This is a genomic window from Dyella sp. EPa41, from assembly GCF_016586165.1.
In the GTDB taxonomy this organism is placed as follows: Bacteria; Pseudomonadota; Gammaproteobacteria; order Xanthomonadales; family Rhodanobacteraceae; genus Dyella.
Genome location: NZ_BCPR01000005.1, coordinates 17480 through 42938, shown reverse-complemented (window position 1 = coordinate 42938; position 25459 = coordinate 17480). Strand labels below are relative to the sequence as shown.

The 25459-nt window shown below is 67.0% G+C and carries 21 protein-coding genes and 1 tRNA gene; 13 read left to right on the top strand and 9 right to left on the bottom strand.

Going from position 1 to position 25459, the window contains the following annotated elements; all coding sequences use genetic code 11:
- Positions 1-204: 204 nt before the first annotated feature.
- Both JMF82_RS03035 and JMF82_RS03030 read right to left on the bottom strand, forming a co-directional pair.
- Positions 205-3135 (bottom strand): serine/threonine-protein kinase, encoded by a 2931-nt coding sequence (locus tag JMF82_RS03035; RefSeq protein ID WP_201313062.1) that lies wholly within the window; start codon positions 3133-3135, stop codon positions 205-207.
- 65 nt (positions 3136-3200) lie between these two features.
- Entirely contained in the window at positions 3201-3746 is a 546-nt protein-coding gene (locus tag JMF82_RS03030) for an ECF-type sigma factor (protein ID WP_201313061.1), read from the bottom strand.
- A 219-nt stretch (positions 3747-3965) separates the two neighbouring features.
- On the opposite strand from JMF82_RS03030, the gene JMF82_RS03025 reads away from it, so the two are divergent.
- From JMF82_RS03025 to JMF82_RS03015, 3 genes are all read left to right on the top strand, one after another.
- Positions 3966-4802 carry a hypothetical protein gene (locus JMF82_RS03025; RefSeq protein ID WP_201313060.1) on the top strand — a complete coding sequence of 279 codons (837 nt, stop codon included), beginning with the start codon at positions 3966-3968 and terminating at the stop codon, positions 4800-4802.
- Positions 4803-5028: 226 nt separating this feature from the next.
- Positions 5029-5184, top strand: coding sequence for a hypothetical protein (locus JMF82_RS03020; protein ID WP_201313059.1), 156 nt, complete (start codon positions 5029-5031; stop codon positions 5182-5184).
- 108 nt (positions 5185-5292) lie between these two features.
- Positions 5293-6147, top strand: a complete 855-nt coding sequence (locus tag JMF82_RS03015) for a LysR family transcriptional regulator (RefSeq protein ID WP_201313058.1) — start codon at positions 5293-5295, stop codon at positions 6145-6147.
- Between the two features lie 42 nt (positions 6148-6189).
- Here JMF82_RS03015 and JMF82_RS03010 read toward each other — a convergent pair whose 3' ends face one another.
- Complete coding sequence (locus JMF82_RS03010) at positions 6190-6747, bottom strand: lipocalin-like domain-containing protein (RefSeq protein WP_201313057.1); 558 nt, start codon at positions 6745-6747, stop codon at positions 6190-6192.
- Positions 6748-7054: 307 nt separating this feature from the next.
- Here JMF82_RS03010 and fdnG point away from each other — a divergent pair, with 307 nt between their 5' ends.
- Genes fdnG through fdhE form a run of 4 tightly spaced genes read left to right on the top strand, consistent with a single transcriptional unit; the run spans position 7055 to position 12646 of the window.
- A complete protein-coding gene (gene fdnG / locus JMF82_RS03005) occupies positions 7055-10129 on the top strand; it encodes a formate dehydrogenase-N subunit alpha (RefSeq protein WP_201313056.1) in 3075 nt (1024 codons plus the stop codon).
- A gap of 11 nt (positions 10130-10140) precedes the next feature.
- Complete coding sequence (fdxH, locus tag JMF82_RS03000) at positions 10141-11052, top strand: formate dehydrogenase subunit beta (protein WP_201313055.1); 912 nt, start codon at positions 10141-10143, stop codon at positions 11050-11052.
- Positions 11049-11699 carry a formate dehydrogenase subunit gamma gene (locus tag JMF82_RS02995; protein ID WP_201313054.1) on the top strand — a complete coding sequence of 217 codons (651 nt, stop codon included), beginning with the start codon at positions 11049-11051 and terminating at the stop codon, positions 11697-11699. Before fdxH ends, JMF82_RS02995 begins: the two co-directional genes overlap by 4 nt.
- The gene (gene fdhE / locus JMF82_RS02990; RefSeq protein ID WP_201313053.1) at positions 11696-12646 is read left to right on the top strand and encodes a formate dehydrogenase accessory protein FdhE; all 951 of its coding nucleotides are present in this window, start codon (positions 11696-11698) and stop codon (positions 12644-12646) included. Before JMF82_RS02995 ends, fdhE begins: the two co-directional genes overlap by 4 nt.
- A 10-nt stretch (positions 12647-12656) precedes the next feature.
- Here fdhE and JMF82_RS02985 read toward each other — a convergent pair whose 3' ends face one another.
- Positions 12657-13709 (bottom strand): permease, encoded by a 1053-nt coding sequence (locus JMF82_RS02985; RefSeq protein ID WP_201313052.1) that lies wholly within the window; start codon positions 13707-13709, stop codon positions 12657-12659.
- 262 nt (positions 13710-13971) lie between these two features.
- Here JMF82_RS02985 and selA point away from each other — a divergent pair, with 262 nt between their 5' ends.
- The 3 genes from selA to JMF82_RS02970 all read left to right on the top strand — a co-directional run bounded on the left by selA (position 13972) and on the right by JMF82_RS02970 (position 17433).
- Complete coding sequence (gene selA, locus JMF82_RS02980; protein ID WP_201313051.1) at positions 13972-15393, top strand: L-seryl-tRNA(Sec) selenium transferase; 1422 nt, start codon at positions 13972-13974, stop codon at positions 15391-15393.
- Entirely contained in the window at positions 15390-17384 is a 1995-nt protein-coding gene (gene selB / locus JMF82_RS02975) for a selenocysteine-specific translation elongation factor (protein ID WP_201313050.1), read from the top strand. The genes selA and selB overlap by 4 nt, the downstream gene beginning before the upstream one ends.
- Positions 17337-17433: transfer RNA gene (locus JMF82_RS02970), tRNA-Sec, on the top strand. The genes selB and JMF82_RS02970 overlap by 48 nt, the downstream gene beginning before the upstream one ends.
- Before the next feature lie 16 nt (positions 17434-17449).
- Here JMF82_RS02970 and selD read toward each other — a convergent pair.
- Complete coding sequence (gene selD, locus JMF82_RS02965) at positions 17450-18490, bottom strand: selenide, water dikinase SelD (protein WP_201313049.1); 1041 nt, start codon at positions 18488-18490, stop codon at positions 17450-17452.
- 198 nt (positions 18491-18688) lie between these two features.
- Here selD and JMF82_RS02960 point away from each other — a divergent pair, with 198 nt between their 5' ends.
- The 3 genes from JMF82_RS02960 to JMF82_RS02950 all read left to right on the top strand — a co-directional run bounded on the left by JMF82_RS02960 (position 18689) and on the right by JMF82_RS02950 (position 21749).
- Positions 18689-19564: an EamA family transporter gene (locus JMF82_RS02960; protein ID WP_201313048.1), complete on the top strand. Its 876-nt coding sequence runs from the start codon at positions 18689-18691 to the stop codon at positions 19562-19564.
- 275 nt (positions 19565-19839) lie between these two features.
- On the top strand, positions 19840-20454 hold the full coding sequence (locus JMF82_RS02955; RefSeq protein WP_201313047.1) for a peroxiredoxin: 615 nt from the start codon (positions 19840-19842) through the stop codon (positions 20452-20454).
- A 236-nt stretch (positions 20455-20690) separates the two neighbouring features.
- A complete protein-coding gene (locus tag JMF82_RS02950) occupies positions 20691-21749 on the top strand; it encodes a methyltransferase (RefSeq protein WP_201313046.1) in 1059 nt (352 codons plus the stop codon).
- 71 nt (positions 21750-21820) lie between these two features.
- Here JMF82_RS02950 and JMF82_RS02945 read toward each other — a convergent pair whose 3' ends face one another.
- The 4 genes from JMF82_RS02945 to JMF82_RS02930 form a co-directional block, all read right to left on the bottom strand.
- Positions 21821-23596: a GGDEF domain-containing protein gene (locus JMF82_RS02945; RefSeq protein WP_201313045.1), complete on the bottom strand. Its 1776-nt coding sequence runs from the start codon at positions 23594-23596 to the stop codon at positions 21821-21823.
- Positions 23597-23610: 14 nt separating this feature from the next.
- The gene (locus JMF82_RS02940; RefSeq protein WP_201313044.1) at positions 23611-23895 is read right to left on the bottom strand and encodes a hypothetical protein; all 285 of its coding nucleotides are present in this window, start codon (positions 23893-23895) and stop codon (positions 23611-23613) included.
- Positions 23896-24008: 113 nt separating this feature from the next.
- Positions 24009-24830: an SAM-dependent methyltransferase gene (locus JMF82_RS02935; protein ID WP_201313043.1), complete on the bottom strand. Its 822-nt coding sequence runs from the start codon at positions 24828-24830 to the stop codon at positions 24009-24011.
- 124 nt (positions 24831-24954) lie between these two features.
- Positions 24955-25350 carry a DUF5329 domain-containing protein gene (locus JMF82_RS02930; protein ID WP_236585267.1) on the bottom strand — a complete coding sequence of 132 codons (396 nt, stop codon included), beginning with the start codon at positions 25348-25350 and terminating at the stop codon, positions 24955-24957.
- Between the last annotated feature and the right edge of the window lie 109 nt (positions 25351-25459).

Below are 25459 nucleotides of genomic sequence, written 5' to 3'. Positions count from 1 at the left end.
GTGACGATGGATCAGAGCACGCGGCGTCGGGCTGTTGCCTTGCTGCCGAAGCACGGTGTCAACGCAGGCCAAGGATATCCGAGCGTTGTTTGAAGAACGATTCTTGTTCAGACGGTTGAGATGAGCCGTAGCGCATGCAACCCATGCAACATCGCCTCACCGGGTTCATGGGCGCGTGAAGAGCGGGGCGCCTGTACTGCGACGTCATCGTTGCTCGGTGGCGCGTTGACCGCGTGACGGTATTCCGCGGCACATCGTGCAGCGACGGAAACCACCGTCTTCCCCGTTTCCTTGATGATGGGCCTGGCAACGCCGCCCAGGCGTGGGCCCGGTGGGTGGCGCGTCGTGGCCCTGGGCCGAAGCCGCGGCGAGCAGGTGCTTGGCCATGTCGCGATCGATGTTAGGCCCGTCAGGGATGTCGGCCAGCAAGGTGCTTGCTTCGGCGCGCAGTCGCTCGCTGGTGGCATGGTCACCGAGCGTGGCATCCACGCGCGCGACATCGGCCTGAAGGCGTGCAAGCAACGCGGTGGAGGTTGGCACGGTGGTGCTGGCGGCGGCCAGGGCGGTGTCGAGATGCCGCGCGGCTTCGTCGTTGCGTCCTAGTCCTTGCAAGAGGTCGCCATAGAGCAGGCGCGCGCGAATGGATTTTTCCGAGCTCTCATCCGCGAGGGCGGCATACATGGCGACGGCTTGCGCGGCGAACACGGCGGCGTGCTGCGCGTCGCCGCTGGCGGCGGCGAGTTCGGCGTTGACGGTGAGTGCGAAGGCGGTGTCGGGATGCGCGTCGCGATGCCGGCGCCGTGCTTCGGCCAGTGCGCTTTCCACCAGCGATCGCGCCTCGCCGAGGTTGCCGCGGGCGACCAGCACTTCGGCCAGCACGGCGCGGTCGTAGCTGCGGCCGTTGTCGGCGTAGTCGGCGCCGAGCAGGCGCTGCTTGCGGTCGATCGCATCGCGCATGCCGGCCTCGGCGTCGGCATAGGCGCCCTGGCGGAAGCGGAGCTTGGCGATGTTGCCGATGCTGATCGCCTCGTTGAGTCGCGACGCGGGCTTGAGCGCTTCATCCACCGCCATCGATTTCGTGTAGAACGCTTCGGCCTGGAGGAACTTGCCCTCCAGCGTGTACACGCCGCCCAGGTCGTTGAGGTGCCAGGCGGTGTGGGCATTGGGGTGGGTGTAGGCGTGGGCGTCGATGTCCAGCGCATCGCGCATGAGCTGTTCGCTCTCGCCGTATTGGCCGAGCTTGGTGAGCGCCGAGACGAGGATGGTGATGCTGTCCGCCACCTCGGCGTGGCGCGCGCCCAGATGCGTGCGCTTGCGGCGCAGCGCTTCGCGCAGCAGCGGTTCGGCGCGGTCGGAGCGGCCGGCGTCCTGGTAGATCCAGCCCAGGTTCAACACGGCCTCGGTGAGCGCTTCGCTGTCCTGCGGCAGGATGCGACGCGCGAGGGCCAGGTCTTTCTCGCCGAGGTCGATGGCTTTACGCGATTCGCCGGCGCGTTCGTCCAGGCCGGCCAGCCAGGCGAGTGCCTGCACCTCTTCGGGGGAGTCGCGGTTGGGCCCTTGTTCGAAGGCGTCGATGGCGCCTTGCAGTCGCGCGGTGGCTTCGCGCACGCGGCCGAGTTCGTCGGCTTCCTTGGCGAGCAGGTATTCGATGTGCAGCGTACGGCGGTCGGTGGCGCCGAACTGCGACCTAGCCAGCGTGGCGGCTTCTTCCAGCGGTTGCCAGGCGCGCTCCGGGTGGCCGCTGCGGCGATCCAGGTCGCCCACCAGCGCGAGGATCTCGGCGCGCAGCGCGGGCTGCGTGGCGAAATCGCGTTCGGCGCGTTCGCGGCCGCGGGCCAGCAGTTCCTCGGCGGTTTCGTTGGCTTCGGTGCCGTGCGCGGAGCTGTCGAACAGGCCTTCCATGAAGGTCTTCAATGCGTCGGCGCGCTGCGCTTCGCTCTCGGCGGCCACGGCGTGCGCGCGCACCTCCCGTGCCGCATGCCCGGCGCGACGCGCCTCGTGCAGGCCGACGATGGTGGTGGTGGCGAGCAGCACGGCGATCACGGCGCCGGCGGAAACGCCGATCGCATGGCGACGGGTGAAGGTGAGCGCGCGATAGGCGAGCGTATCCGCGCGGGCCTGCAACGGCATGCCGTCGAGATAGCGCTGGATATCCGCGCTGAGCGCTTCGACGCTCGCGTAGCGGCGCGAAGGGTCGGGCTGCGTTGCCTGGTGTACGATGGCATGGAGATCGATGCCGAGCGCGTGACGCAGCGCGTCGTCGTCAAAGACGAAATCCTTCGCGCGGGCGTCGGCGCGGTGGGGGTGTTGCCCGCCCAGCAGTTCGGCCAGCAGCACGCCGAGCGCGTAGACGTCGATGGCGGTGGTCGCCACGTCGCCGGTCAGCTGTTCGGGCGCCGCATAGGAGCGGGTGAGCCGGCGCGCCTCGGTGCGCGTGCGGTCGCCGTCGCCGGTGAGCAGTTTGGCGATGCCGAAATCCACCAGCTTCACGCCGCCGTCGGCGCCGACCAGCACGTTGCTGGGCTTGATGTCGCGATGGACGATGAGGCTGCGGTGCGCGTGTTCCACCGCCGAGCAGACGTCGATGAACAGCGCGAGGCGTTCGCGCGTCGCAAGGCCACGCGACGTGGCATGCGATACGAGGTCATCGCCGGCGACGAATTCCAGCGCAAGAAAAGGCGTGCCGGTCGGCGAGAAGCCCGCGTCGAGCAGTTGCGCGACATGCGGGTGCTGCAGCCGCGCCAGGATGTGTTGCTCGCGCAGGAAGCGTCGGCGCTCGTCGGCGTCGTGCACGTCGATGCGCAACAGCTTGAGTGCGACCTTCTGTGGGCCGCCCGGCAGTTCGCGCTCGGCCTCGAACACGCTGGCCATGCCGCCCGCGCCGACAAAGCGCAGCACGCGATAACCCGGGATGGCCGGAAGGCTGTCGTCCAGCGTGGGCAGCCATTGGCCGATGCCGCGTTCCAGCGCCGCCACGCCGGGCGCATGGTCCAGCGCCTGTTCCACCAGCACGCGCAGCGTGGGATCGGTGCAGTGCGCGCGCAGCCAGTCGGCCCGCTCGTGCGCGGGCACGTCGAACAGCTGGTCGATCAGCGGTTCGATCTCGTGCCATCGCTGGGAGAAGGCAAAAATCATGACGGGCGCGTGTTCGTGGCTGGCCTACCTGTAAAGCGCAGGGACGTGGCCGCGACCGACACGGCTCAGGCGCCCGGCATCAGGCAGGCGGAGAGAAAGGTGCGGGCCTTCAGCCAGTCCCGCTCGACGGTGCGCGCATTGATGCCCAGCGCCTCGCCGATTTCCGGGCTGGACAGGTCGGCGAACAAGCGCAGCTCGGCCACGCGCGCGAGGCGTGCGTCGGTGTCGGCCAGTCGCTTCAGCGCTTCGTCGATGGCGAGCACGTCGAGGATGTCCGAGACATCCTCGGGCGCCGTGATGTCTGGCGCCTGGCGCTTCTGCGCCTTTTTTCGCCGCGCATGGTCGATCAGCAGGTGGCGCATCACCTGGCTCATGTACGCATACAGGTGCGCGCGGTCGGTAAAGGCGAGCCCGTCGTTGCTCACCAGCTTGAGGTAGGCCTCGTGCACCAGCGCCGTGGTCTCCAGCGTGTGCGCGGCCTCGTGGGCGCGCTGGTGGCGCGCGAGGCGGCGCAGCGTGGCGTAGACCTTGGGTATCAGCACGTCGAAGGCGGCGACGTCACCGTTGGCGGCGCGTGAAAGCACCTCGGTGATCTCGGGCTCCGCGGTCATGCGCGGCGGCTTCGCGCGGCGCGTGTCGGTAGCCGCATCCCTTTTGCGCTGTAAGGGGAGATGGCGCAGTTGGAAACGGCCGCAGACCCGGGGAATGCCATCGCCCTTCGCATCCATAGAGGACTAGAGATCATGTCGAATCATCGCGCTACGCATGGCCGGCTCACAAGGGCCGCGGGTTTCTTCGCGCTGGCTTTCGCAGGCCTGACCGGTGTTGCCATGGCTGAGGCCGGCACGGCGGAATCCGTCACCACTTACACCTACCAGACGCTCGACGTGCCCGGTGCGTCGTCGACGATCTTCTGGGGCATCAACGATTTCGGCGAACTGGGTGGCCAGTTCGCGGTGAACGGCGGTGCGCCGCATGCCATGGTGTATCGCCGTGGGCAGTTCGAGCCGCTCGACCCCGCGGTGCTGGGCACGTACTTCAGCGCGGCCGGCGGCCCCAACGACGTGGGCTGGACCTACGGCGCGTACGCCGATGCATCCGGCACGCAGCATGGCTTCGTGATGCGCGGCCATCATTTCCAGAACGTGGATTTCCCCGGCCACGTCGGTTCGAACGTGGACGGCTTCAACGAATTCGGCACCATCCTCGGCGTGTACTGGGACGCCGACGGCGCCTTCCACGGCATCATTCGCCGCGGCAGGAACTGGGATACGCCGTTTGACGTGGCAGGCGCGGCCGAAACCTATCCGCTGGGCATCAACGACCTCAACGAATCGGTGGGCTACTGGGACACCAACCCGAAGGCGCCCGCGCCGCATGGCTTCTATCGCGACGCGAACGGCAAGATCACCACCATCGACGTGCCCGGCGCCGACAACACCGTGGTGTTCGCGATCAACGACGTGGGCCAGAAGGCCGGCTACTACTGGAGCGCCCACGGCCCCGACCACTCCTTCGTGGAAACCAACGGCCACTTCCAGACGCTGGACATGCCCGGCGCGGTGAGCACGCTGGTCACCGCCATCAACAATTTCGGCGTGGTGGCCGGCTATTACACGGACGCGAACCACCACCAGCACGGCTTCGTCGCCACGCCCAGTCACTGAAACACGCGTGTCACGTCGGGAGGCCTCGCGAGAGCGGGGCCTTTCCGCGCGAGCGTCCGTGGACACCTGCGCGACTGTCCGGACATCGTCCGCGGACAGTGCGCGTGGCGAGCATGCTTTCGTGGAAATGGCTTGGTGGCGCGGTTTTCCAGGCGTCTGCGAGGTTGGCACGGCGATTGCTCCATGTACATCGAGAGCAAGAAAACCAACCACCTGGAGAGCAGTCATGAAATTCGAGAACCTGATTCTGAATAGCCTGTACGTCGCCTGCTTCGCACTGTGCGTGCTCACCGTCGGCGCCATGATCACCACCACGCCGGCCTCCGTGGCAAGCGCCGCCGCCACCCAGCACGCTGCCGCTTCGGCCGACTACAACGGATAAAAGGGACAGGGACATTCCCTGTCCTCTCCCGGGGCCCTGCGTGTACGCTGCGTGTTCGGACCATACCGTTTCGACGCTGCAACGACCGCCGCAAGGCAGGATTTACGGATGAAGGCCCTGGATCTCGACGCCGTCAACGCATTTGTGTTTGTTGCCGATCTGCAGAGTTTCACGCGCGCAGCGCAGGCGATGGGTACCACCCAGTCCGCCATCAGCCTGAAGCTGCGCCGCCTGGAGGAACATCTTGGCCGACGCCTGCTGGAACGCACGCCGCGACAGGTACGCCTGTCCGCCGATGGCGCTGTCTTCCTCGATGCCGCGCGCACGCTTATCGGCGCCCACGAACGCGCCGTGTCCTCCTTCTTCGTCGAACAGCGCCGCCTGGTCATTGGTGTCAGCCACCTGATCGTCGGCAGCGAGTTGCCGTCCCTGCTTCGCCGCATGAGCGAGCACGACCCGAACCTGGTGATCGAGATGCGCGTGGCCGGTTCGCGCGAGGTCATGCAGGCCTATGAGGAAGGCACGCTGGACGCCGCCATGGTGGTGCAGCCGCCGCATCGGCGGCACGATGGCGAAACGCTGTTCACCGAACGCTTCGCATGGATCGCCGTCGCCGGCTGGGAGCCCGTGCCGGGGCAGCCCTTGCCGCTGGCGACGCAGGGCGAGTCGTGCAGCATCCGCGCCGCCGCCGTGCAGGCGCTGGATCAGGCGGGCCTCGCCTGGACCGAAGTGTTCGTGGGCAAGGGCGCGGCCGTGGTCGGCGCCGCCGCCGCCGCCGGGCTCGCCATCGCCTTGATGGCCAGCCGCACGGCGCCGGCCGGCACGGTGGACGTGGGCCCGGCGCTGTCCCTGCCCGGCCTGCCGACCCAGGACGTGGTGCTGTATTCGGCCTTGAACGACGCGCGTTCACGCCAGGCGCTGCAGACACTGGCGACGGCGTTCAAGAGCCTGTCCAGCGCCTGAGGCGTGCCGCGCCGTTCCACGGCCATGCCTCGCGGGTGTCGTTCAGTCGACGCGCTGCCACACCACTTCGCCATGGGCGCCGTCACCCGAGCCGCTGCTCGGCTTGGCCACGACGTAGGTGAGCTGGTTGCCGTCACGCGTGAAGCTGCTCTTGCCGTCGCGACCGTTCCAGTTGGGAAACGACGCCTGGTCGATGTGCGTCACGATGCGGTTGTCCTCGACATGGATGCTGCCGAAATGGGAGTTGCTGTCGAGTGAGGCCGCGCGGTATTCCTCGGGCGTGCCCTTCGACTTGTCGCCGGCGGCGAACGGCGTGCGCCGCACGCGCGCGATATGCATCAGGTAGTGCCCCTTGGCATCGATCATCCACAAACCCTGCGGATGCGGCCCATACAGCTCGACCCGATGGCCATCCGGATAGACGTTGTCGCAACGCACGAGCGTCCAGGTGCCGACCAGCCAGGTGGGCACGGCGACATCGGTCATGGTCGCCGGGCCGGTCGGCGCATGCGTTTCCTTCGCCGCGCCCGCATGGGCGGTCGACACGACCAGGGCCAGGGCGAATAACCCGGATGCAAAACAACGAAGGCGTAGCGACATGGGGAGTCCTCGGGGGTAAGCGCACACCGGCAGGCTAGGCCCGGCCGCGCGGTCGAAACAGGGGGCGCCGGCATATTTCAGCGATTGCGGATTGACATGGTGGCCTGCCGACGTTGCACCGCCCCCTGTCATAAAGCCGGCCGGGGGGCGGCTCCCATCACAAAACTGTCACCGATGCCCCGGGGCCGCTGTGTTACATTTTTGAGCAAGCAACGGGCCAAGCCCGGTGTTGTCACGGAGATGGTCGAGCAATGTCCTCCGCCCCAGCGGGCGGTATGTCTAGCCAGATGTTCCGGGAGCGCAAGCGATGGCACTCACTCGCCGCGAGTTCATCAAGTTCACGGGCCTGGGCTTGGCGGCATCAAGCCTTGGCATGCTTGGTTTCGGGGCCGCGGGGGAGGCGCAAGCCGCCGCCGTGCGACCGTTCAAGCTCACCCATGCGACGGAAACGCGCAACACCTGCACGTACTGTTCCGTCGCCTGCGGCCTGCTGATCTACAGCATGGGCGATCGCGCCAAGAACGCGCGCTCCAACATCATCCATATCGAGGGCGATCCGGACCATCCGGTGAATCGCGGCACGTTGTGTCCCAAGGGCGCGGCGCTGCTCGACGTGGTGCACGCGCCCACGCGCCTGAAGGCGCCGCGTTACCGGCCCCCGGGAGGGACCGACTTCAAGGAAGTCTCCTGGGATTTCGCGCTCGATCGCATCGCGCGATTGATGAAGGATGATCGCGACAAGAACTTCATCGCCAAGAACGTCGCCGGCACCACGGTGAACCGCTGGACCAGCGTGGGCATGCTGGCCGCGTCGGCGTCTTCCAGTGAAACCGCCTACCTCACCTGGAAGGTGGTGCGTTCCCTCGGCATGGTGGTGTTCGACAACCAGGCGCGCGTCTGACACGGACCGACGGTGGCCAGTCTGGCCCCATCATTCGGTCGCGGTGCGATGACCAACACCTGGCAGGACATCAAGAACGCCAATGTCGTCGTCGTGATGGGTGGCAATGCCGCCGAGGCGCATCCGTGCGGCTTCAAGTGGGTGATCGAGGCGAAGATCGAGAACGGCGCCAAGCTCGTCGTGGTCGACCCGCGCTTTACGCGCACGGCCTCGGTGGCCGACTACTACGCGCCGATCCGCCCGGGCACCGACATCGCGTTCTTGAATGGCGTGATCCACTACCTGCTGGAGAAGGACGCCATCCAGCATGAGTACGTGCGCGCGTACACCAATGCCAGCCTGATCGTGAAAGATGGTTTCGGTTTCCAGGAAGGCCTGTTCAGCGGCTACAACGAGGAAACCCACGCCTACGACAAGTCGAGCTGGGACTACGAGCTGGACGACAAGGGTTTCGCCAAGTCCGACGACACCTGGCAGGACCCGCGCTGCGTGATCAACCTGCTCAAGCAGCACGTGTCACGCTACACGCCGGAGATGGTCTCGCGCATCTGCGGCACGCCGCAGGACAAGTTCCTGCACGTGTGCGAGCTGATCGCCAGCACGGCCGCGCCGGACAAGGCGATGACCAGCCTGTTCGCGCTTGGCTGGACGCAGCATTCGGTGGGTTCGCAGAACATCCGCAACATGGCGATGGTGCAGCTGCTGCTGGGCAATATCGGCGTGGCGGGCGGCGGCATGAATGCGTTGCGTGGCCACTCGAACATCCAGGGCCTTACCGACGTGGGCCTGCTGTCCAACCAGATGCCGGGTTACATGACCCTGCCCAGCGACAAGAACGCCAGCTTCGACGATTACATGAAAACGAGGCTGTTCCAGCCGCTGCGTGCGGGGCAGACCAGCTACTGGCAGAACTACCGCAAGTTCTTCGTGAGCTTCCAGAAGGCGATGTTCGGCGACGCCGCCACGCAGGACAACAGCTGGGCGTACGACTGGCTGCCGAAGCTCGATATCCCGCTGTACGACATCATCAAGGCGTTCGAGATGATGAACAACGGGCAGATGACGGGCTACATCTGCCAGGGCTTCAACCCGCTGCAGGCCTTCCCCGATCGTGGCCGCACGCGCAGTGGCCTCAGCAAGCTCAAGTTCCTCGTGACGATGGATCCACTCGACACGGAAACGTCGCGCTTCTGGCAGGACTTCGGTCCGCAGAATCCGGCGAAGTCGGCCGAGATCCAGACCGAGGTGTTCCAGCTGCCGACCACCTGTTTCGCGGAAGAGAATGGCTCACTGGTGAATTCCGCGCGCTGGCTGCAATGGCACTGGAAGGCGGCGGATGGCCCGGGCGAGGCCAAGTCGGACATCTGGATCATGACCGGCATCTACCACCGCCTGCGCGAGCTGTATCGCAAGGAGGGCGGCGCGTTCCCCGATCCGCTGCTCAACCTCACGTGGAAGTACACCAACCCGGTCGATCCCGATCCGGAAGAGCTGGCCAAGGAAATGAATGGCCGCGCGCTCGCCGACCTCACGGACGCGACCACGGGCGTGGTGACCAAGGCCGGCACCTTGCTGGATGGCTTCGCGCAGCTGCGCGATGACGGCACCACCATGTCGGGCTGCTGGATCTTCTCGGGCTGCTTCACCGAGAAGGGCAACCAGATGGCGCGGCGCGACGCCACCGATCCGCGCGAGCAGGGCATCGCGCCGAACTGGGCGTGGGCGTGGCCGGCCAACCGGCGCATCCTCTACAACCGCGCCAGTGCCGATCCGGAAGGCAAGCCGTGGAACCCGGCCAAGCCGGTGATCTCGTGGAACGGCACGCGCTGGGTGGGCATCGATACGCCCGACTACGGCCCCACGGTGAAGCCGTCCGACGGCGTCGGTCCCTTCATCATGAACGCCGAAGGCATGGGTCGCCTGTTCGCGCGCGACCAGATGGCGGACGGGCCGTTCCCCGAGCACTACGAGCCGCTGGAATCGCCGGTGGACAACGTGCTGCACCCGAAGGTGAAGTCGAACCCGGTGGCGCGCGTGTTCGCCGACGATCGCCAGAAGTTCGGTGACGCGAAGAGCTTCCCGTACGTGGCCACCACCTATCGCCTCACCGAGCATTTCCATTTCTGGACCAAGCACGCGCTGATCAACGCGATCCTGCAGCCGGAGGAGTTCGTGGAGATCGGCGAGGTGCTGGCGAAGGAAAAGGGCATTGCGCAGGGCGGCTGGGTGAAGGTGTCGTCCAAGCGCGGCGAAATCGTGTGCAAGGCGTACGTGACCAAGCGCATCAAGCCGCTCACCGTCGACGGCAAACCCACGCATGTGATCGGCGTGCCGCTGCACTGGGGTTTCACGGGTCAGGCAAGAAAGGGCTATGGCGCCAATACGTTGACGCCGCCGGTGGGCGATGCGAACACGCAGACGCCCGAGTTCAAGGCGTTTTTGGTCAACGTGGAAAAGACCACCGCACCGGTCACGGCCTGAGGGGAACGGACATGTCAGACCTGCAATCGCAAGACTACATCCGCCGTTCCGCCTCGACGATGACGCCGCCGTCGGCGCGCAGCCACGAGGACGAGGTGGCCAAGCTGATCGACGTGAGCCGGTGCATCGGCTGCAAGGCGTGCCAGTCCGCGTGCATGGAATGGAACGACCTGCGCCAGGAAGTCGGCCACTTCGAGGGCTCGTACCAGAACCCCAACGACCTCAGCCCCAGCGTGTGGACGCTGATGAAGTTCGCCGAGTACGAGAACGAGCAGGGCAACCTGGAATGGCTGATCCGCAAGGACGGCTGCATGCACTGCGAGGATCCGGGTTGCCTCAAGGCCTGCCCGGCGCCCGGCGCGATCGTGCAGTACGCCAACGGCATCGTCGACTTCATCAGCGACAAGTGCATCGGCTGCGGCTACTGCGTGAAGGGCTGCCCGTTCGACATCCCGCGCATCAGCAAGACCGACCACAAGTCGTACAAGTGCACGCTGTGCTCCGACCGCGTGACGGTCGGGCTGGAACCGGCCTGCGTGAAGGCGTGCCCCACCGGCGCGATCATGTTCGGCACCAAGGCCGACATGAAGCACCAGGCGGAAGAGCGCATCGTCGACCTGAAATCGCGCGGCTTCGACAAGGCCGGCCTGTACGACCCCGCGGAAGTGGGCGGCACGCACGTGATGTACGTGCTGCACCACGCCGACAAGCCTTCGCTGTATTCGGGCCTGCCCGACAAGCCGGGCATCAGCCCGATGGTCGAGGCATGGAAGGGCGTGATGAAGCCGCTGGCGCTGGCCGGCATCGCGCTGGCGACCGTGGTGGGCTTCTTCCACTACATGATCAAGGGGCCGAACGAAGTCACCGAGGCGGACGAGGCCGAAGGCGAGCGCGTGCTCGATGAAACGGAGAAGACGCCATGAAGACCGTCATCACGCGCTACACCACGGTCAACCGGGTCAACCACTGGCTCACCGCCATCTGCTTCGTGCTGATGGTGTTGTCGGGCCTGTCGATGTTCCACCCCATGCTGTACTGGCTCTCCGGCCTGTTCGGCGGAGGGCAGTGGACGCGCGCGGTGCACCCGTGGATCGGTTGCGTGCTGCTGGTGAGCTACGTCGGGCTGATCGTGCAGTTCTGGCGCGAGAACCTGTGGCACCGCGAGGATACGCAGTGGGTGAAATCCATTCGCGAGGTGGTCGAGAACGACGAGGAACACGCGCCGCCCGTCGGCCGCAACAACGCCGGCCAGAAGCTGGTGTTCTGGTCGATGACGTTCCTGATTCCCGTGCTGTTCCTGACCGGGCTGGTGATCTGGGAGGTGTATTTCGGCGAGGCGACGTCGATTCCGGTGCAGCGCGCGGCCGCGCTGATCCACAGCCTGGCGGCGGTGGCGGCGATCATCGTGTGGGTCGTGCACGTGTACGCCGGCATCTGGGTACGCGATTCGGTACGCGCCATGACCCAGGGTTACGTGACGCCGGGTTGGGCGTGGCGCCATCATCGCAAGTGGCTCAAGGAGCTGGCATCCGACCGGCATGACAAGGACCTGATCAGGAAGCGCCCGTGAGGCAAGCGGAAGCACCACCGACCGGCAAGTGGACCGGACCCAACCATGCGGGCGTCAAGGCCGTCGAGCCTATCCTGCTGCCCGATCCCGCCCGGCGTTTTGCCGCCACGGCGCAGCGGTTGGCTCAGCTCGCCGACGGGCACCCGATGGAAGCGTGGCTGCGCTTCATGGCGGAGCTGTCGCGGGCGCAGCATGCGGTGGCGACGACGCTGGCGCCGACGGCATCGCTCGACCAGGCCTTCGTGGCCCAGGCGGTCGACGCGCGCCTGCCGCCGCTGGCGGCCGATGGCCACGAGCGCGATCCCTCATGGCGCGAAGGGCTCGCCGGGCTGCTCGATCACATCGGTCGCTGCGAGCTGCCGCCGGAGGCGCGCGGCGCCATCGACCAGCTGCGGGGCAGCGATGAGGCGGCGCTCGAAAGACTCGCCGATCAGTTCCTGCGCGGCGGCTTGTCCGCCTCCGACGCGGCGGCGGCCGTCTATGTCGCGGCCGCCCTGCAGGTGTACTTCACGGGTTCCGCCGCGCGCCTGGACGCCGCCGACCTGCGCCTGCTGGAAGAGCGCGGCCTTTGCCCCTGCTGCGGTTCGCCGTCGGTCGACGGCCTGGTCACCGCCACCGGCACCACGCCGGGCACGCGTTTTCTCTACTGCTCGCTGTGCTCCACCGCGTGGAACCACGTGCGCGCGGTGTGCATCACCTGCGGCGGCACGCGCCGCCTGTCGCTGCAGGGCATCGATGGCGACCCCGGCCTGATCAAGGCCGAGGCCTGCGGCGACTGCCACACCTACGCCAAGCTGCTCTACCAGGTGAAGGACACCAAGGTGGATCCGTACGCGGATGATCTCGCCTCGCTGGGCCTGGACATCCTGGTGGCGGAAGCCGGTTACGCGCGGCATGCGCCCAACCCGTTCCTGCTCGTGGGCGACGGTGAAGCGGTAACGGGCTAGCCCGCACGGTTCAGTGCATGCCCAGCCAGGCCGCCAGCGCGCCGCCGAGGATGCCAACGCCGACCACCGCGCTGGCGATCGCCACCAGGGTGCGCACGCGGAACGAGCGTCCCAGCATCGCCAGTGACGGCAGGCTGACCGGCGGCAAGGTCAGCAGCAGGGCGGCCGCCGGGCCGCCTCCCAGGCCGAGGGCCAGCATGGCCTGCACGATCGGCACCTCGCCGGCGGTGGGGATGACGAACAGCATGCCGGCCAGCGCGAGCGCCACGATCCAGAACCACTCGTTGCCGATATCGGGGCCGACGTGCGGAAACATCCATGCGCGCACCGCCCCCAGCAGCAGCACGATCACCAGGTACTCGGGAATCAAGCGGACGGCCATCTGCACGAAGATGCGCAGCCAGCGCCGCGCCACTTCGGCGAACGAACGGGGCTCGGCTTCCTGCGGCGGCAGTTCCACCATCGGCGTCGTCGCCGTGGCCATGCGGTTCACCAGGTAGCCCAGGCCGAACACCATCGGCACGCCGAGCGCGAGGCGCAGCAACGTCCAGTGCCAGCCGAGCACGAAGCCGGTGAAGACCAGCGTCGCGGGATTGAGCGTGGTGTTGCCCAGCCAGAACGCCACGGCCGCCCCGGGCGCCGCCTGGTGCCTGCGCAGGCCCACCACCACCGGCGCCGCGCAGCACGTGCACATCATGCCGGGAATCGCCAGCAGGCCGCCGGCCAGCACGCTGCCGAAGCCGCGGCCGCCCAACGCCCGTTGCACCCAGTTCACCGGCAGCAGGGCCTGTATGCCCGAGCCCAGCAACAGGCCCAGCACCATCGCCTGCCAGATCGCCTTGCCGTACGCGAGGGCGTAGCCGAGCGCCGCGCTCCACGACGGCGCCGGGGCGCTGGGCGCGTCGCCCATCAGGATGGAATGGCCGATCGAATGCTGGCTCGCGGCGACGAAGGCGCGCCCGTAGTACGGGTACCACTTCACGTAGAACAGGCCGGCGATGGCCAGCAACACGAACACGGACCAGCGAACGGTACGCGCGGGCGATAGGACGGCGGCGGGCATGGCTTTCCCCTGCGGGTGGTGCGGAATATCACGGCCCTACAGGGCACGGTATCGCCCACAGGCTGCAGGCCGGACGCACTGCAGAAGGGGCAGGGTTTCGCCGGCGCGATGGCATGCCGGGCGCTGCATCCAACCACGCGACGGCGTGAAGACGGCGTCATCCCGCCTACCTTGCCTTGACCCTTGCTCGGTCTGCAACGCAGCATAGGTATCCCTAGCCTTCATCGTCCGCGGCAAGCGGCGATGCACTGGATGGAGCGCCATGGCCGCATCGGAGGTCAACTTGCTGCGCCAGCTGCCCGCGGTCGCCGCCGTACTGGCCACCGCGGAGGCTGCATCGGTGGTGGAGCGCCACGGGCGGGCCGCCACCACCGACGCCATTCGCCAGGTGATCGATGAAGCACGCGAGGTGTTGCGTGTCGCCCCCGTGGCGGCGCCCAGTGCGGCTGATCTCGCGCTGCGTGCCGGCGAGCTGCTGGATGCGCACCTGCCGGGCCTGCGGCCGCTGTTCAATCTCACCGGGACGGTGTTGCACACCAACCTTGGCCGCGCGGTGTTCGCCGAGACCGCGATCGAGGCGGCGGTGGAAGCGATGCGCCATGCGGTGGCCCTGGAGTTCGACCTCGCCGACGGCGCGCGTGGCGAGCGCGACGATCACGTGCGTGGCCTGCTGTGCGAGCTGACGGGCGCCGAAGACGCCACCGTGGTCAACAACAATGCGGCGGCGGTGCTGCTTTGCCTCAATACGTTCGCGCTCGGCCGCGAGGCGGTGGTATCGCGCGGCGAGCTGATCGAGATCGGCGGCGCGTTCCGCATGCCGGACATCATGGCGCGCGCCGGCGCGCGCATGGTCGAAGTGGGCACGACCAACCGCACGCATCCGGCCGACTACCGCAATGCGATCGGCGAACACACCGGGCTCGTGCTGAAGGTGCATACCTCCAACTACCGCATCCAGGGCTTCACCGCGGAGGTTGGCGCGCGCGAACTCGCCGCGATGTGCGACGCGGTGGGCGTGCCGCTGTTGAACGACCTGGGTTCCGGCAGCCTGGTGGATCTGTCCGTCCATGGCCTCGTCAAGGAACCGACCGTGCGCGAGGCGGTGGCGGAGGGCGCGCGGCTGGTGACGTTCTCCGGCGACAAACTGCTGGGCGGTCCGCAGGCGGGTTTCATCGTGGGCGATCGCGCGCTGATCGAGCAGATCAACCGCAACCCGCTCAAGCGCGCGCTGCGCCTGGACAAGGTACGGCTGGCCGCCATCGAGGCCACGCTCAACCTGTACCGCGACCCCGACCGGCTGGCCGAGCGCCTGCCGACCTTGCGTTTTCTCGCGCGAAGCAAGGCCGACATCGAGGCGCAGGCGCACCGGTTGCAGCCGGGCGTCGCCGAACGGCTCGGCGGCATGTTCTCCGTCGAGGTGGGCGACTGCTTCAGCCAGGTGGGCTCGGGGGCCCTGCCGCTGGATACGTTGGCCAGTGCGGCGTTGCTGGTTCGCTCGTGCGGCAGCCAGCGTTCGCTCGAGCAACTCGCCGCATCGCTGCGCGCGTTGGCGCGTCCCATCGTCGGCCGCATCGCCGAGGGCGCCCTGCGCCTGGACCTGCGCTGCCTGGCGGAGACTGATGAAGCGGCCTTTCTCGATTCGCTGGCCCAGCTCGACGCCAGCGACCTGGTGGACACGCCATGATCGTCGGCACCGCAGGGCATATCGACCACGGCAAGACGTCGCTGGTCAAGGCCCTGACCGGTGTCGATACCGATCGGCTGAAGGAAGAGAAGGCCCGCGGCATCACCATCGACCTCGGCTTTGCCTACCTGCCGATGGACGACGGTTCCGTGGTCGGCTTCGTGGATGTGCCGGGGCACGAGCGTTTCGTGCACACCATGGTGGCCGGCGCCAGCGGCATCGATGTCGCGTTGCTGGTGGTGGCCGCCGACGACGGCGTGATGCCGCAGACGAGGGAACACCTCGCCATTCTCGATCTGCTGCATGTCCGCCGCGGCATCGTCGCGCTGACCAAGGCCGACCTGGCGACGCCGGAGCGGCTCGCCGAGGTGGCCGCGGAGATACGCCGGGCCACCATGGGCACGGTGTTGGAAGGCGCGGACATCCTGCCGGTGTCCACGGTGACCGGGGAGGGCATCGACGCACTGCGCGACCGTCTCGCGGTTGAAGCGCACACGCTGGGCGAACGCGCGGCGGAAGGCCGCTTTCGTCTTGCCGTCGATCGCGTGTTCACCCTGGCGGGCATCGGCGTGGTGGTGACCGGCACCGTGCTGTCCGGCATCGTGCGCATGAAGGACCCGGTGATGCTCAGTCCGTCGGGGCTGGCTGCGCGCGTGCGCTCGTTGCATGCGCAGAACCAGCCGATGGAGATCGGTCGCGCAGGCGATCGCTGCGCACTCAACCTGGTGGGCGAGGACATCGGCAAGGAGGCGATCCATCGCGGCGACATGGTGGTTGATCCTTCGCTGCATGCGCCTGCCGATCGCATCGATGCGCGGCTGCACCTGCTGCCTGGCGAGCCCAGGCCGATAGGCCAGTGGTTTCCCGCGCGGCTGCACCACGGCGCAGCCGAGGTGGGCGTGCGCATCGTGTTGCTCGAAGACGGCCTGCTGCAACCGGGCGACATGGCGGATGTGCAGCTGGTGCTGGAGCGCCCGATCGCGGCCGCGGTGCTCGACCGGTTCGTGTTGCGCGACGTGTCGGCCCAGCGCACCATCGGTGGTGGCCACTTCATCGACCTGCGCGCGCCGTCGCGACAGCGCCGCACCGAAGCGCGCGTGACCCAGCGGGCGGCGATGGCGATCGACGATCCGCAGCGGGCCTTCGCTGCGCTGCTCGACGCGCCGCCCCATGCGTGGGACCTGCGGGCCTTTGCGCGGGACCGCGCGCTGTCCGACGCATGGATCGACGACACCGTTGCCGCCCTCTCGCCCGTGCTGTTCGACGCCGACGAGCAACTCATGGCCATCGCGCCCGCGCACTGGCAGCGCCTGGTGGCCCGGATGGTCGATTACCTGGAGGCCTTCCACGCCGCCAACCCGGACGTGCAGGGCGTGGTGCGCGAGAAGCTGCGGCTGGCGTGGCTGCCGCGGCTGCCTGCCGCCGCCTTTGCGCTGGCGCTGCAACATCCCGATCTCGCCGGGCATATCGTTCGCGATGGTGGTTTCGTGCGGCTGGCCAGCCATTGCCTGCAGCTGAGCCCGGAGCGCGAGGCGCAGTGGCGATCGATCGCGCCGTTGATGGGCGGCGACGTGCGCTTTCGCCCGCCACGCGTGCGCGACATCGCCGGCGTGCTCAAGCGCCCCGAGCAGGACGTTCGGCAGCTGCTGAAATTCGCGGCGCGGCTGGGCCTGGTCGACGAGGTGGCGCATGATCATTTCTTCCTGCGCACGACCACGCACGAGATGGTGCTGGCCGCCGCCGACATCGCCGCCCACGCGACGGATGGGCGCTTCACGGCGGCCCAGTTCCGCGACCGCCTCGACAATGGTCGTAAGGTCGCCATCCAGATACTAGAATTCTTTGACCGCCAGGGGGTCACGCTCAATCGGGGCACCTTGCGCAGGGTCCAGGCGCGATATCTCGACGTGTTCGGACCCGTTCCCGCAGTGGCTTTACCGCATGGAAGAGAATCGTCTCCGGTGGGGCGTCCGGACTTCAAATCCGGGTGAGGCAGGTAAGACTGTCTCGGGTGGGTTCGACTCCCACTCTCTTCCGCCAATCGCCGGCGGCCTGCTCAAACGACCTCGATGCCCGGCGTGCCCGCCACCGCCGTGCCGATGATGCGCGTGCCGGGATAGCCCGCGGCTTCGATCCTGTCGCGGATGGCCGATGCCTTCTCCGCCTTGCATGACACCAGCAGGCCACCCGAGGTCTGCGGGTCGGTCAGCAGCGCACGCCGCCATTCCGGCAGGCCGGCGGGCAGGTCGACGCCATCGCCGTAGCTGTTCCAGTTGCGCCTGGATGCGCCGGTGACATGGCCCGCCTGCGCCAACGCTTCCGCCTGCGTGAAAAACGGAATGCGCGATTGTTCGATGCGAAGCCGCACGCCGCTGCCGCGCGCCATCTCCAGCCCGTGCCCCAGCAGGCCGAAGCCGGTGACGTCGGTGATCGCATGCACGTCCGCGTCCTGGGCCAGTTCGTGGCCGATGCGATTGAGCAGCGTGGTCGACGCCAGCATCTCGTCGTACGCATCGGCGGGCAGCGCCTGCTTCTTGAACGCGGCCGAATAGATGCCGACGCCGATGCCCTTGGTCAGGATGATGGCGTCGCCTGCCTGCGCGGTGGAGTTGCGGCGCAGGTTGGATGGCGCGCACAACCCGACGGCGGCGAGGCCGTAGATCGGTTCGGCCGAATCGATCGAATGGCCGCCGGCGACGGGGATGCCGGCCTGCGCGCATATCGCGTCGCCGCCGGCAAGGATCCTGCGTACGGTCTCCACGTCGAGCTTGTCCAGCGGCATGCCAAGGATGGCGAGCGCCATGATCGGCTTGCCGCCCATCGCGTAGACGTCCGAAAGCGCATTGGTCGCCGCGATGCGGCCGAAGTCGTAGGGATCATCCACCACGGGCATGAAGAAGTCGGTGGTGGCGATGACACAGGTGCGTTCGTCCACCTGCCAGACGGCTGCGTCGTCACCGGTTTCGGTGCCGACCAGCAGCCCCGCGAAAGGCATGGCGGCGGCCTTGTCGGCAAGCAGCTGCTGGAGCACGGAAGGTGCGAGCTTGCAGCCACAGCCACCGCCGTGGGCGAGGTCGGTCAGGCGAACGGAGGTCATGCGAGCTCCTGCGAGGTGCCGATGGCGCGATGGCCAGGTTTCCCGAGCATAGCGAAAAGCGCCATCGGGAAAAGCGGGTTCGCGTCAACGCGGACACCGCCTGGACCTTTGCGTCGGCGGCCCATGCCGCGATCGGGATGGGTATGGCCTTCGCTTGCTGGCATCATGGACAGCTCCTCCCCCGCTTGTGTCACGTCCATGACGTCACGTTCCAACCTTGCCCAGGTGGCGCTAGCCCTTGGTGCGTTGTTGATCGCCATGGTGTCGTACCAGTGTGGTGCGTCGCTGGCCAAGCATCTGTTTCCGCAGGTGGGTGCACAGGGCGCCACCGCGTATCGGCTGGGCCTCAGCGCGCTGTTCCTGTTGCTGTGGCGGCGCCCCTGGCGTCGCTGGGGCGGACGCCGCGATCGGCTCGCGCTGTGGGGCTATGGCCTCTCCATGGGCGTGATGAACCTGGTGTTCTACCTGTCGCTGCGCACCATCCCGCTCGGCATCGCGGTGGCGCTGGAATTCACCGGGCCGCTGGCACTGGCCATGTTCAGCTCGCGCCGCCTCATCGATTTCGTGTGGATCGCGCTGGTGGTGGCGGGCCTGGTGCTGCTGTTGCCGCTGCAGGGCGAAGCGCATGCGCTCGATCCGGTGGGCGTGATGTACGCGCTGGCGGCCGGCGTGGGTTGGGCGCTGTATATCGTGTTCGGCAAGAAGGCCGGCGCGACCTACGGCGCGGATGCGGTGACGCTGGGAACGTCGATCGGCGCGCTGGTGGCGATTCCCTTCGGCATCGCGCATGCGGGCGCGACCCTGCTTTCGCCCGGGTTGATGCCGTACGCGCTGGGCGTGGCGCTGCTGAGCTCGGCCCTGCCGTATTCGCTGGAAATGGTTTCGCTGACCCGCCTGCCTGCCCGCACGTTCAGCACCTTGTTGAGCCTGGAACCCGCGGTCGCGGCGCTGGCGGGCGTCACCCTGCTCGGCGAGCGACTCAGCCCGCTTCAATGGCTGGCCATCCTGGCCATCATCATCGCGGCGGCGGGCACGGCCTTGAGCGTAACCAAACCGGCCTCGCCGGCGAACTGACTTAGGACGCTTCCCGGCGTGGATTGCTTCCGGGCCCGATCAGGCACATGCTCGACGAGCGATGTGCTTTCGCGTGGCGCCCGCAGGCATCGGGAGATGCAACCTTTGCGGGCTGCGCAGGCACCCACCTTGGATCAGCGGCCGATGAACGATTCGCCGCCATGGACGCGTCAGTCCCGACGAGGCCGATGGAATGGCCCGGCCGGAAGCATGGACCGCCGCCCGGATGAAGCTTTCGCGCAGTTCCTTTCCATAAGCATGTCGAGGATTAAGCAATGAACAAGCGTCTCGTGTTGTCGCTGGCGATGGGGGCCCTGGTGGCTGGAGCATGGGTGGCGCCGCCCGCATTCGCCGCCTTGGGCCAGGGCACGACCGCACCCGCCTTCACCGCCCAGGCGAGCAAGGACGGCAAGGCCTCGGAAATCACGCTGGCCAGTGCGCTCAAGAACGGCCCGGTCGTCGTCTACTTCTTCCCCTCGGCCTATACCGGCGGCTGCGATGTCGAGGCGCACGCCTTCGCCACCGAGGCGGCCAAGTTCCAGGCCGCGGGCGCGACGATCATCGGCGTGTCGGCGGACAGCATCCAGCGGCTCAACAAGTTCTCGGCGGACCCGAACTTCTGCGCGGGCAAGTTCCCGATCGCGTCCGACCCGGAAGGCAAGATCGCCGCGTCGTTCGACCTGAAGATGTCCGCCGCCGTGCCGGGCGCGAAGGATGTGCAGGGGGCGGTGATCGATCACGGCTTCATCTCGCGCACCACCTTCGTGATCGGCAGCGATGGCAAGATCGCCGCGGTGTTCGATTCGGAAACCGATCACCTTCACCCGCAGGAACACGTGGCCAAGTCGCTTGCCATCGTTGAGCAGTTGAAGGGCGGCAAGGCGCCGTAAGCCGCGCACGGGTGCCATGGCGCGCCATGGACATGGCTGCCATGGCACCCAAGGAAACGGATGGCCTGGGCCCATGACCTAGGACCTATGACGTTCGTTGACCGTCGAAAGTTGTGTTTTTTGCGCAAGAACCTGGCGATAGATTCTGCGCTCCACAACAAACGCACGTGATACGGAACGCGCCTGAGATTCAGGGGTTGGCGCTGTACGACGCGTCAACCACCCTGGAGCATCTCATGCAAGTCCCGCAAAACGCCGTTCGTGAAACCCCCGTGGCCGTTCCCGCCGACCAGGCGCTTTCCCCCGATCGCCTGCTGCAACTGGGCATGGGTTTCTGGGCGTCCAAGGCCATGCTGTCCGCCGTCGAACTGGGCGTGTTCACGCAGCTCGCGGGCGCCAGCCGAAGCAAGGAAGAACTCGAGCGCTCGCTTGGCCTGCATCCCCGTTCGTCCCGCGATTTCCTCGACACGCTGGTGGCCCTGGGGGCGCTGGAGCGCGACAACGACCAGTACCGCAACACGCCGGATGCGGAACTCTTCTTCGATCGGGCCAAGCCGAGCTACGTGGGTGGCCTGCTGGAAATGATGGAGAGGCGACTCTATGCGGACTGGGGCTCGCTCAGCATGGCGTTGCGCACGGGGCTGCCGCAGAACCGCTCCAAGGATGGCGCGTCGCCCTTTGACGAGCTCTATCGCGACGAGCCGTCGCTGCGTGGTTTTCTCCAGGCCATGACCGGCGTGAGCCTGGGCGCCGCCCAGGCCATCGCGAAGAAATTCCCCTGGGAGAACTACCGCAGCTTCATCGACATCGGTGCGGCGCAGGGCGCGTGTCCAGTGCAGATCGCGCTGGCACATCCGCATCTTCGCGGCGGCGGCTTCGATCTTCCGCTGGTGGCGCCGGTATTCGACGACTATGTCGCCGCGCACGGCCTGCAGGACCGGTTGCGCTTCTACCCCGGCGATTTCTTCCATGATCCCTGCCCGTCGGCGGACGTGCTGATCATGGGCCACATCCTCCACGACTGGGACTACGACCAGAAGCAGGCCCTGCTGGCCAAGTGCTACGACGCGTTGCCCGTGGGCGGCTGCCTGATCGTGTACGACGCGATCATCGACGACGAGCGCAGGCACAATGCCTTCGGCCTGCTGATGAGCCTCAACATGCTGATCGAAACGCCCGGTGGCTTCGACTACACCGGCGCCGAATGCCGGGAATGGATGACGGCCGCCGGCTTCCGCGACGTGCGCATCGAGCCGTTGCTGGGGCCCGATTCGATGGTCATCGGGGTCAAGTAACGATGCTTCGCGCCATGCCCGCGCGGCGGGCATGGCGTGGCGCTGAACCCGGCGGAATGCATCGCCACGGATCAGGCTTCGACCAGCCCGTCCTCTTCGGTATCGGCGATCACGCGATTGCGGCCGGCGCGCTTGGCGCGATACAGCGCCGCATCCGCCTCCCTGCACAGCCTCTTCAAGTCGTGGCCGCAGTACTCGGTGGAAGCGAGGCCGACGCTGGCGGAGAAGGTGACGATGCGGTCATCGCCTTCCACCTTGGCGACGTCGATGGCGCGACGGATGCGTTCGGCGATGGCGATGCCCTGTTCGCGCGTGCAATCGAGCAGCAGGATGCCGAACTCTTCGCCGCCCAGGCGTCCGAACAGGTCCGTCGGGCGCAGTTGCTGCCGGCAGATGGTCACGGTGCGGCGCAGGACGGCATCGCCCGTGGCGTGGCCGTAGGTGTCGTTGATGTGCTTGAAGTTGTCGAGGTCGATGAAGAACAGGCATGCGGTGCCCTGTCTTCGTTCGAGCAGATGGAGGGCCTTGCCGGCTTCGCCCATGAAGTGCTGGTGGTTGTAGACGCCGGTCAGGCCATCGGTCGAGGACAGCTTCTTGAAATGGAGCTGCGAGCGCTTGAGCCGCAGCATCCAGAGCACGGCCGAAGCGAGCACCATGAGCAGCAGGATGATGTAGAGGCGGATCGTCTCGACCGCCTTGGCGTCCAGCGCCTGCTGCAGGCGAAGGATATTGTTCTGGCGGCTGAGCTTCTCCGTCTCCAGCTTCTGCACGATCACGTGCTGCTTGGCCATGGCGTAGGCCAGTGCTCTCGCGCTGACGTCGTTGAGATAGCCGACATCCTGCGCGACGTAGTGCTCGTAGTTGGCCAGTGCCGCCGCCGTGTTGCCCTGCTTCTTGTCGAGGCTGTAGAGCACAAGGTAGGCGTCCCTCAGCGTCTCGTTGATTTCACTGGGGTCGCTCAGGGCGAGTGCCGCGAGCGCGGCCTTGCGGGCGGCATCGTCCCTGCCAAGTCGCAAGTTGGCCTGCGCCAACTCCACCTGCAAGGTCAGCATGTTGGAGTAGTACTGATCCGAGCGGACGCCCGGGGCAATGCGCTGGAGCAGCTCGATCGTCTTCGACGGCTGGTTTTCGTCGAGATGGAGACTGCCCTTGACCAGCCACAGCGTATGGGTGAATACCGATTCGTGCGCCGCCTGGCAGGCGTCGAGCGCGCTCTGCAGTTGCGCGCTGGACGAGGTCAGCTTGCGCGTTTCGTAGAGCGCGGTGATTTCCGCGGTCATCGGCTTGCAGGCCATTTCTCCTGCGGGCAGATCCTGCCCCATTTCATGCGCGTAGCTCGCGGCCAGCTCGTATTGGCCGGCCGAACGCAACAGCTGCGAGAGATAGGACAGCGCGACGAAGCGAGCGAGCTTGTCCTGGGTGCCGGGAAGCTTCTCCACCAGCTGGTTGGCCAGTTCGAACGCTTCCTGATAGCGCTTGTTGCTGCCCCAGTCATCCATGAGTATGGCCGTGGCCTTGACCACCAGCGCAGGATCGCCCGAGTGCTCGATGACGTCCCGCAGCCTTGGCTCTGCCTTGGCGTAGTCACCTTGGAACGAGGCCTCCCAGGCGTCGAGGTAGCGTAAATGCCACCGCTCGGCCATGGACATGGCGGGCGTCCGCGGGCGCAACTGCGCCAGGCGCTCCAGGAAGCGGGGATGGTTTGCCGTGCGCAGGCTTTCCGCCTGCTCAAGCTGCTCGCCGAGGTCCGATGCGGGTATTTCGGCAAATGAGGGTCGGATGGTGACGCAAAACGCCATGGCCGCCAGTGCGGGCCATGGCGAAAAGCGGTGCCACCGGCGTGGCATGCTGAGGTTGCCGGTCAGCCGAGCAGGGAGTCGGGGGCTTCGCCCGGGCTCTCTTCGCCGGGTTCGCCATCGGGCTGTTCTTCGTCTTCGTTTCCGCCGGTGTGGTAGTCATGATTGACCCGCAGCGGATGGTGGCCGAGTTCGGCCGAGAGCAACGAGCTGTCGCCTTGCCTTACCGCGGCGAGCAGGGCCTCGGAGGCGTTGGCCTCGCTCAGCACTTCCGCCAGTTCTTCCGTGGGCGCATGGCGCAAGGCTGCGTTCTTGCCGATGGCTTCCAGCAGATCGATCGTGTCCGACATGGTTTTCCCCCTGTTCCCTGTGATGTTTCAGGTATCTCCGATGCAAGCAATGCCCATGCCAATGACGTCATGTGAAGGTGCGATGTCGCGCATGGACATGGTCGCGCAAACGTTCATGCCAGGGCACACGCCTCGTCCAACGCCTGCAGCCGCTGGCGCACGGCGAGGTTCGGCTTCAGGCGCGCGGCGGGCGGCAACACCACGGTGTCTTCGCCGGTGAGCGTGATATCGGGAAGCTCGCCCAGCCGTATGCGACGCACCCTTGGTTTTTCGATCGGCAGCGTCGCGGCGCGATAAATGATGATGTCGTGGTCGAGCGGATAGTCGGCGCTCAAAACGTCCACCAGCACCTTGCGATAGGCGGGGCCGGTTTCGAAGCGCGTGAGCGACCAGTCGCCGACCAGCGCCACCTGCCACAGCACCAGATAGCCGCACGGGTCGATCTTGCGCTCGTAGAACAGCAACTGGCTGGCTTCGAAGTGCTGGCAGCCGAAGCGGCCGGGGTCGATGCCCAGGTCCGCGTAGAGACAGTCTTCCGCGGAAATGCCGGGCTCCATGTGCGCGACGTGGCCCTCCGCCCGGGCCTGTTCGATGGCGGTGCGCGGCGACCAGGCGAAGATGCCCGGGTGGCCGTAGAAGACGGCGCACACGCGCTTGCCGGCGCGCACTTCGGTCATCATCAGGTCGACCCATTCGCGGTAGGTCTTCTGCCGCGATTTGCCTTCCTTGTAGTAGGGCTGGAGGCTGCGCACGTCCGGATGCATGCGTTGCAGCCACATTTCCGCGGCGCCATGGGCCAGGGCGGCGAAGACCACGTCGGCCTGCTCGATATGGCTGCGCGCCAGCGGCGTGAGATGGGAGCCGAGCGTCATGCCCAGGCCGACACAGGCGAGGCTGCCGCGGGGGGCATCGTTGGGTAAGGAAGGGGCGGTCATGCTGTGATGGTAGGCAATTTTCCCGGCACGCGTGTGACGAACGGCGGGGAGCCCGGTGCCGGCGGTCGGGGGATCGGGAAGAGGGCGCCGGTGGCAGTCCAGGCGTGACGGGCTGGCCGCCAACCTATGGTGGCGTGGCGCGTAGACGCTGAAGCTCTTCCCTGAGCCAATCGGCCGAGAGGCGCTCGGTGCCGTCGCAGTTCACCCGGTAGGGCTTTCCGCTGAAGCTGCTGTCGGTGCCCGCGCGCTCGATGAACTCCTCCGCGGAATTCACCTTGTGCCGTTGCACCAGGTAGTCGAGCTTGTATTGCAGATGGTTCCGCGCCGCCTCGGCATCGTAGGCCTTGCCGTTGCGGATGAACGTGCAATGGCTGCTTCCGACAAAGGCGAGCAAGGCCTGCACTTCGCGCTGGCCCGTGGCATCCAGGTCGGCATGCGCCGTCGCCGCGCATGCGGTGCCCATGGCCAGCCCGAGCAGCCGGGCGGCAAGACGTGTCGAGGGCATGCGTGTTTTAGCCATGGGTGATCCATTTGCGTGCTTGAAGCGGGTGCGAAGCCGGTGTGCATCCCTGCACATGATCGTCACGTCCGTTCGGACGGCCATTCCGATGCTATCGCGCCGCCCGGAA

Bases quoted from the DNA above. Each gene is read 5' to 3' on its own strand.
- JMF82_RS03025 (WP_201313060.1), top strand. From the start codon at position 3,966: ATGGCTGAGGCCGGCACGGCGGAATCCGTCACCACTTACACCTACCAG.
- selA (WP_201313051.1), top strand. From the start codon at position 13,972: ATGGCCGCATCGGAGGTCAACTTGCTGCGCCAGCTGCCCGCGGTCGCC.
- JMF82_RS02960 (WP_201313048.1), top strand. From the start codon at position 18,689: ATGACGTCACGTTCCAACCTTGCCCAGGTGGCGCTAGCCCTTGGTGCG.
- JMF82_RS02935 (WP_201313043.1), bottom strand. From the start codon at position 24,830: ATGACCGCCCCTTCCTTACCCAACGATGCCCCCCGCGGCAGCCTCGCC.
- JMF82_RS03020 (WP_201313059.1), top strand. From the start codon at position 5,029: ATGAAATTCGAGAACCTGATTCTGAATAGCCTGTACGTCGCCTGCTTC.
- JMF82_RS02955 (WP_201313047.1), top strand. From the start codon at position 19,840: ATGAACAAGCGTCTCGTGTTGTCGCTGGCGATGGGGGCCCTGGTGGCT.
- selD (WP_201313049.1), bottom strand. From the start codon at position 18,490: ATGACCTCCGTTCGCCTGACCGACCTCGCCCACGGCGGTGGCTGTGGC.
- selB (WP_201313050.1), top strand. From the start codon at position 15,390: ATGATCGTCGGCACCGCAGGGCATATCGACCACGGCAAGACGTCGCTG.
- JMF82_RS03010 (WP_201313057.1), bottom strand. From the start codon at position 6,747: ATGTCGCTACGCCTTCGTTGTTTTGCATCCGGGTTATTCGCCCTGGCC.
- JMF82_RS03030 (WP_201313061.1), bottom strand. From the start codon at position 3,746: ATGACCGCGGAGCCCGAGATCACCGAGGTGCTTTCACGCGCCGCCAAC.
- JMF82_RS02985 (WP_201313052.1), bottom strand. From the start codon at position 13,709: ATGCCCGCCGCCGTCCTATCGCCCGCGCGTACCGTTCGCTGGTCCGTG.
- JMF82_RS02940 (WP_201313044.1), bottom strand. From the start codon at position 23,895: ATGTCGGACACGATCGATCTGCTGGAAGCCATCGGCAAGAACGCAGCC.
- JMF82_RS02950 (WP_201313046.1), top strand. From the start codon at position 20,691: ATGCAAGTCCCGCAAAACGCCGTTCGTGAAACCCCCGTGGCCGTTCCC.
- JMF82_RS02945 (WP_201313045.1), bottom strand. From the start codon at position 23,596: ATGCCACGCCGGTGGCACCGCTTTTCGCCATGGCCCGCACTGGCGGCC.
- JMF82_RS02995 (WP_201313054.1), top strand. From the start codon at position 11,049: ATGAAGACCGTCATCACGCGCTACACCACGGTCAACCGGGTCAACCAC.
- JMF82_RS03015 (WP_201313058.1), top strand. From the start codon at position 5,293: ATGAAGGCCCTGGATCTCGACGCCGTCAACGCATTTGTGTTTGTTGCC.
- JMF82_RS02930 (WP_236585267.1), bottom strand. From the start codon at position 25,350: ATGGCTAAAACACGCATGCCCTCGACACGTCTTGCCGCCCGGCTGCTC.
- fdxH (WP_201313055.1), top strand. From the start codon at position 10,141: ATGTCAGACCTGCAATCGCAAGACTACATCCGCCGTTCCGCCTCGACG.
- JMF82_RS03035 (WP_201313062.1), bottom strand. From the start codon at position 3,135: ATGATTTTTGCCTTCTCCCAGCGATGGCACGAGATCGAACCGCTGATC.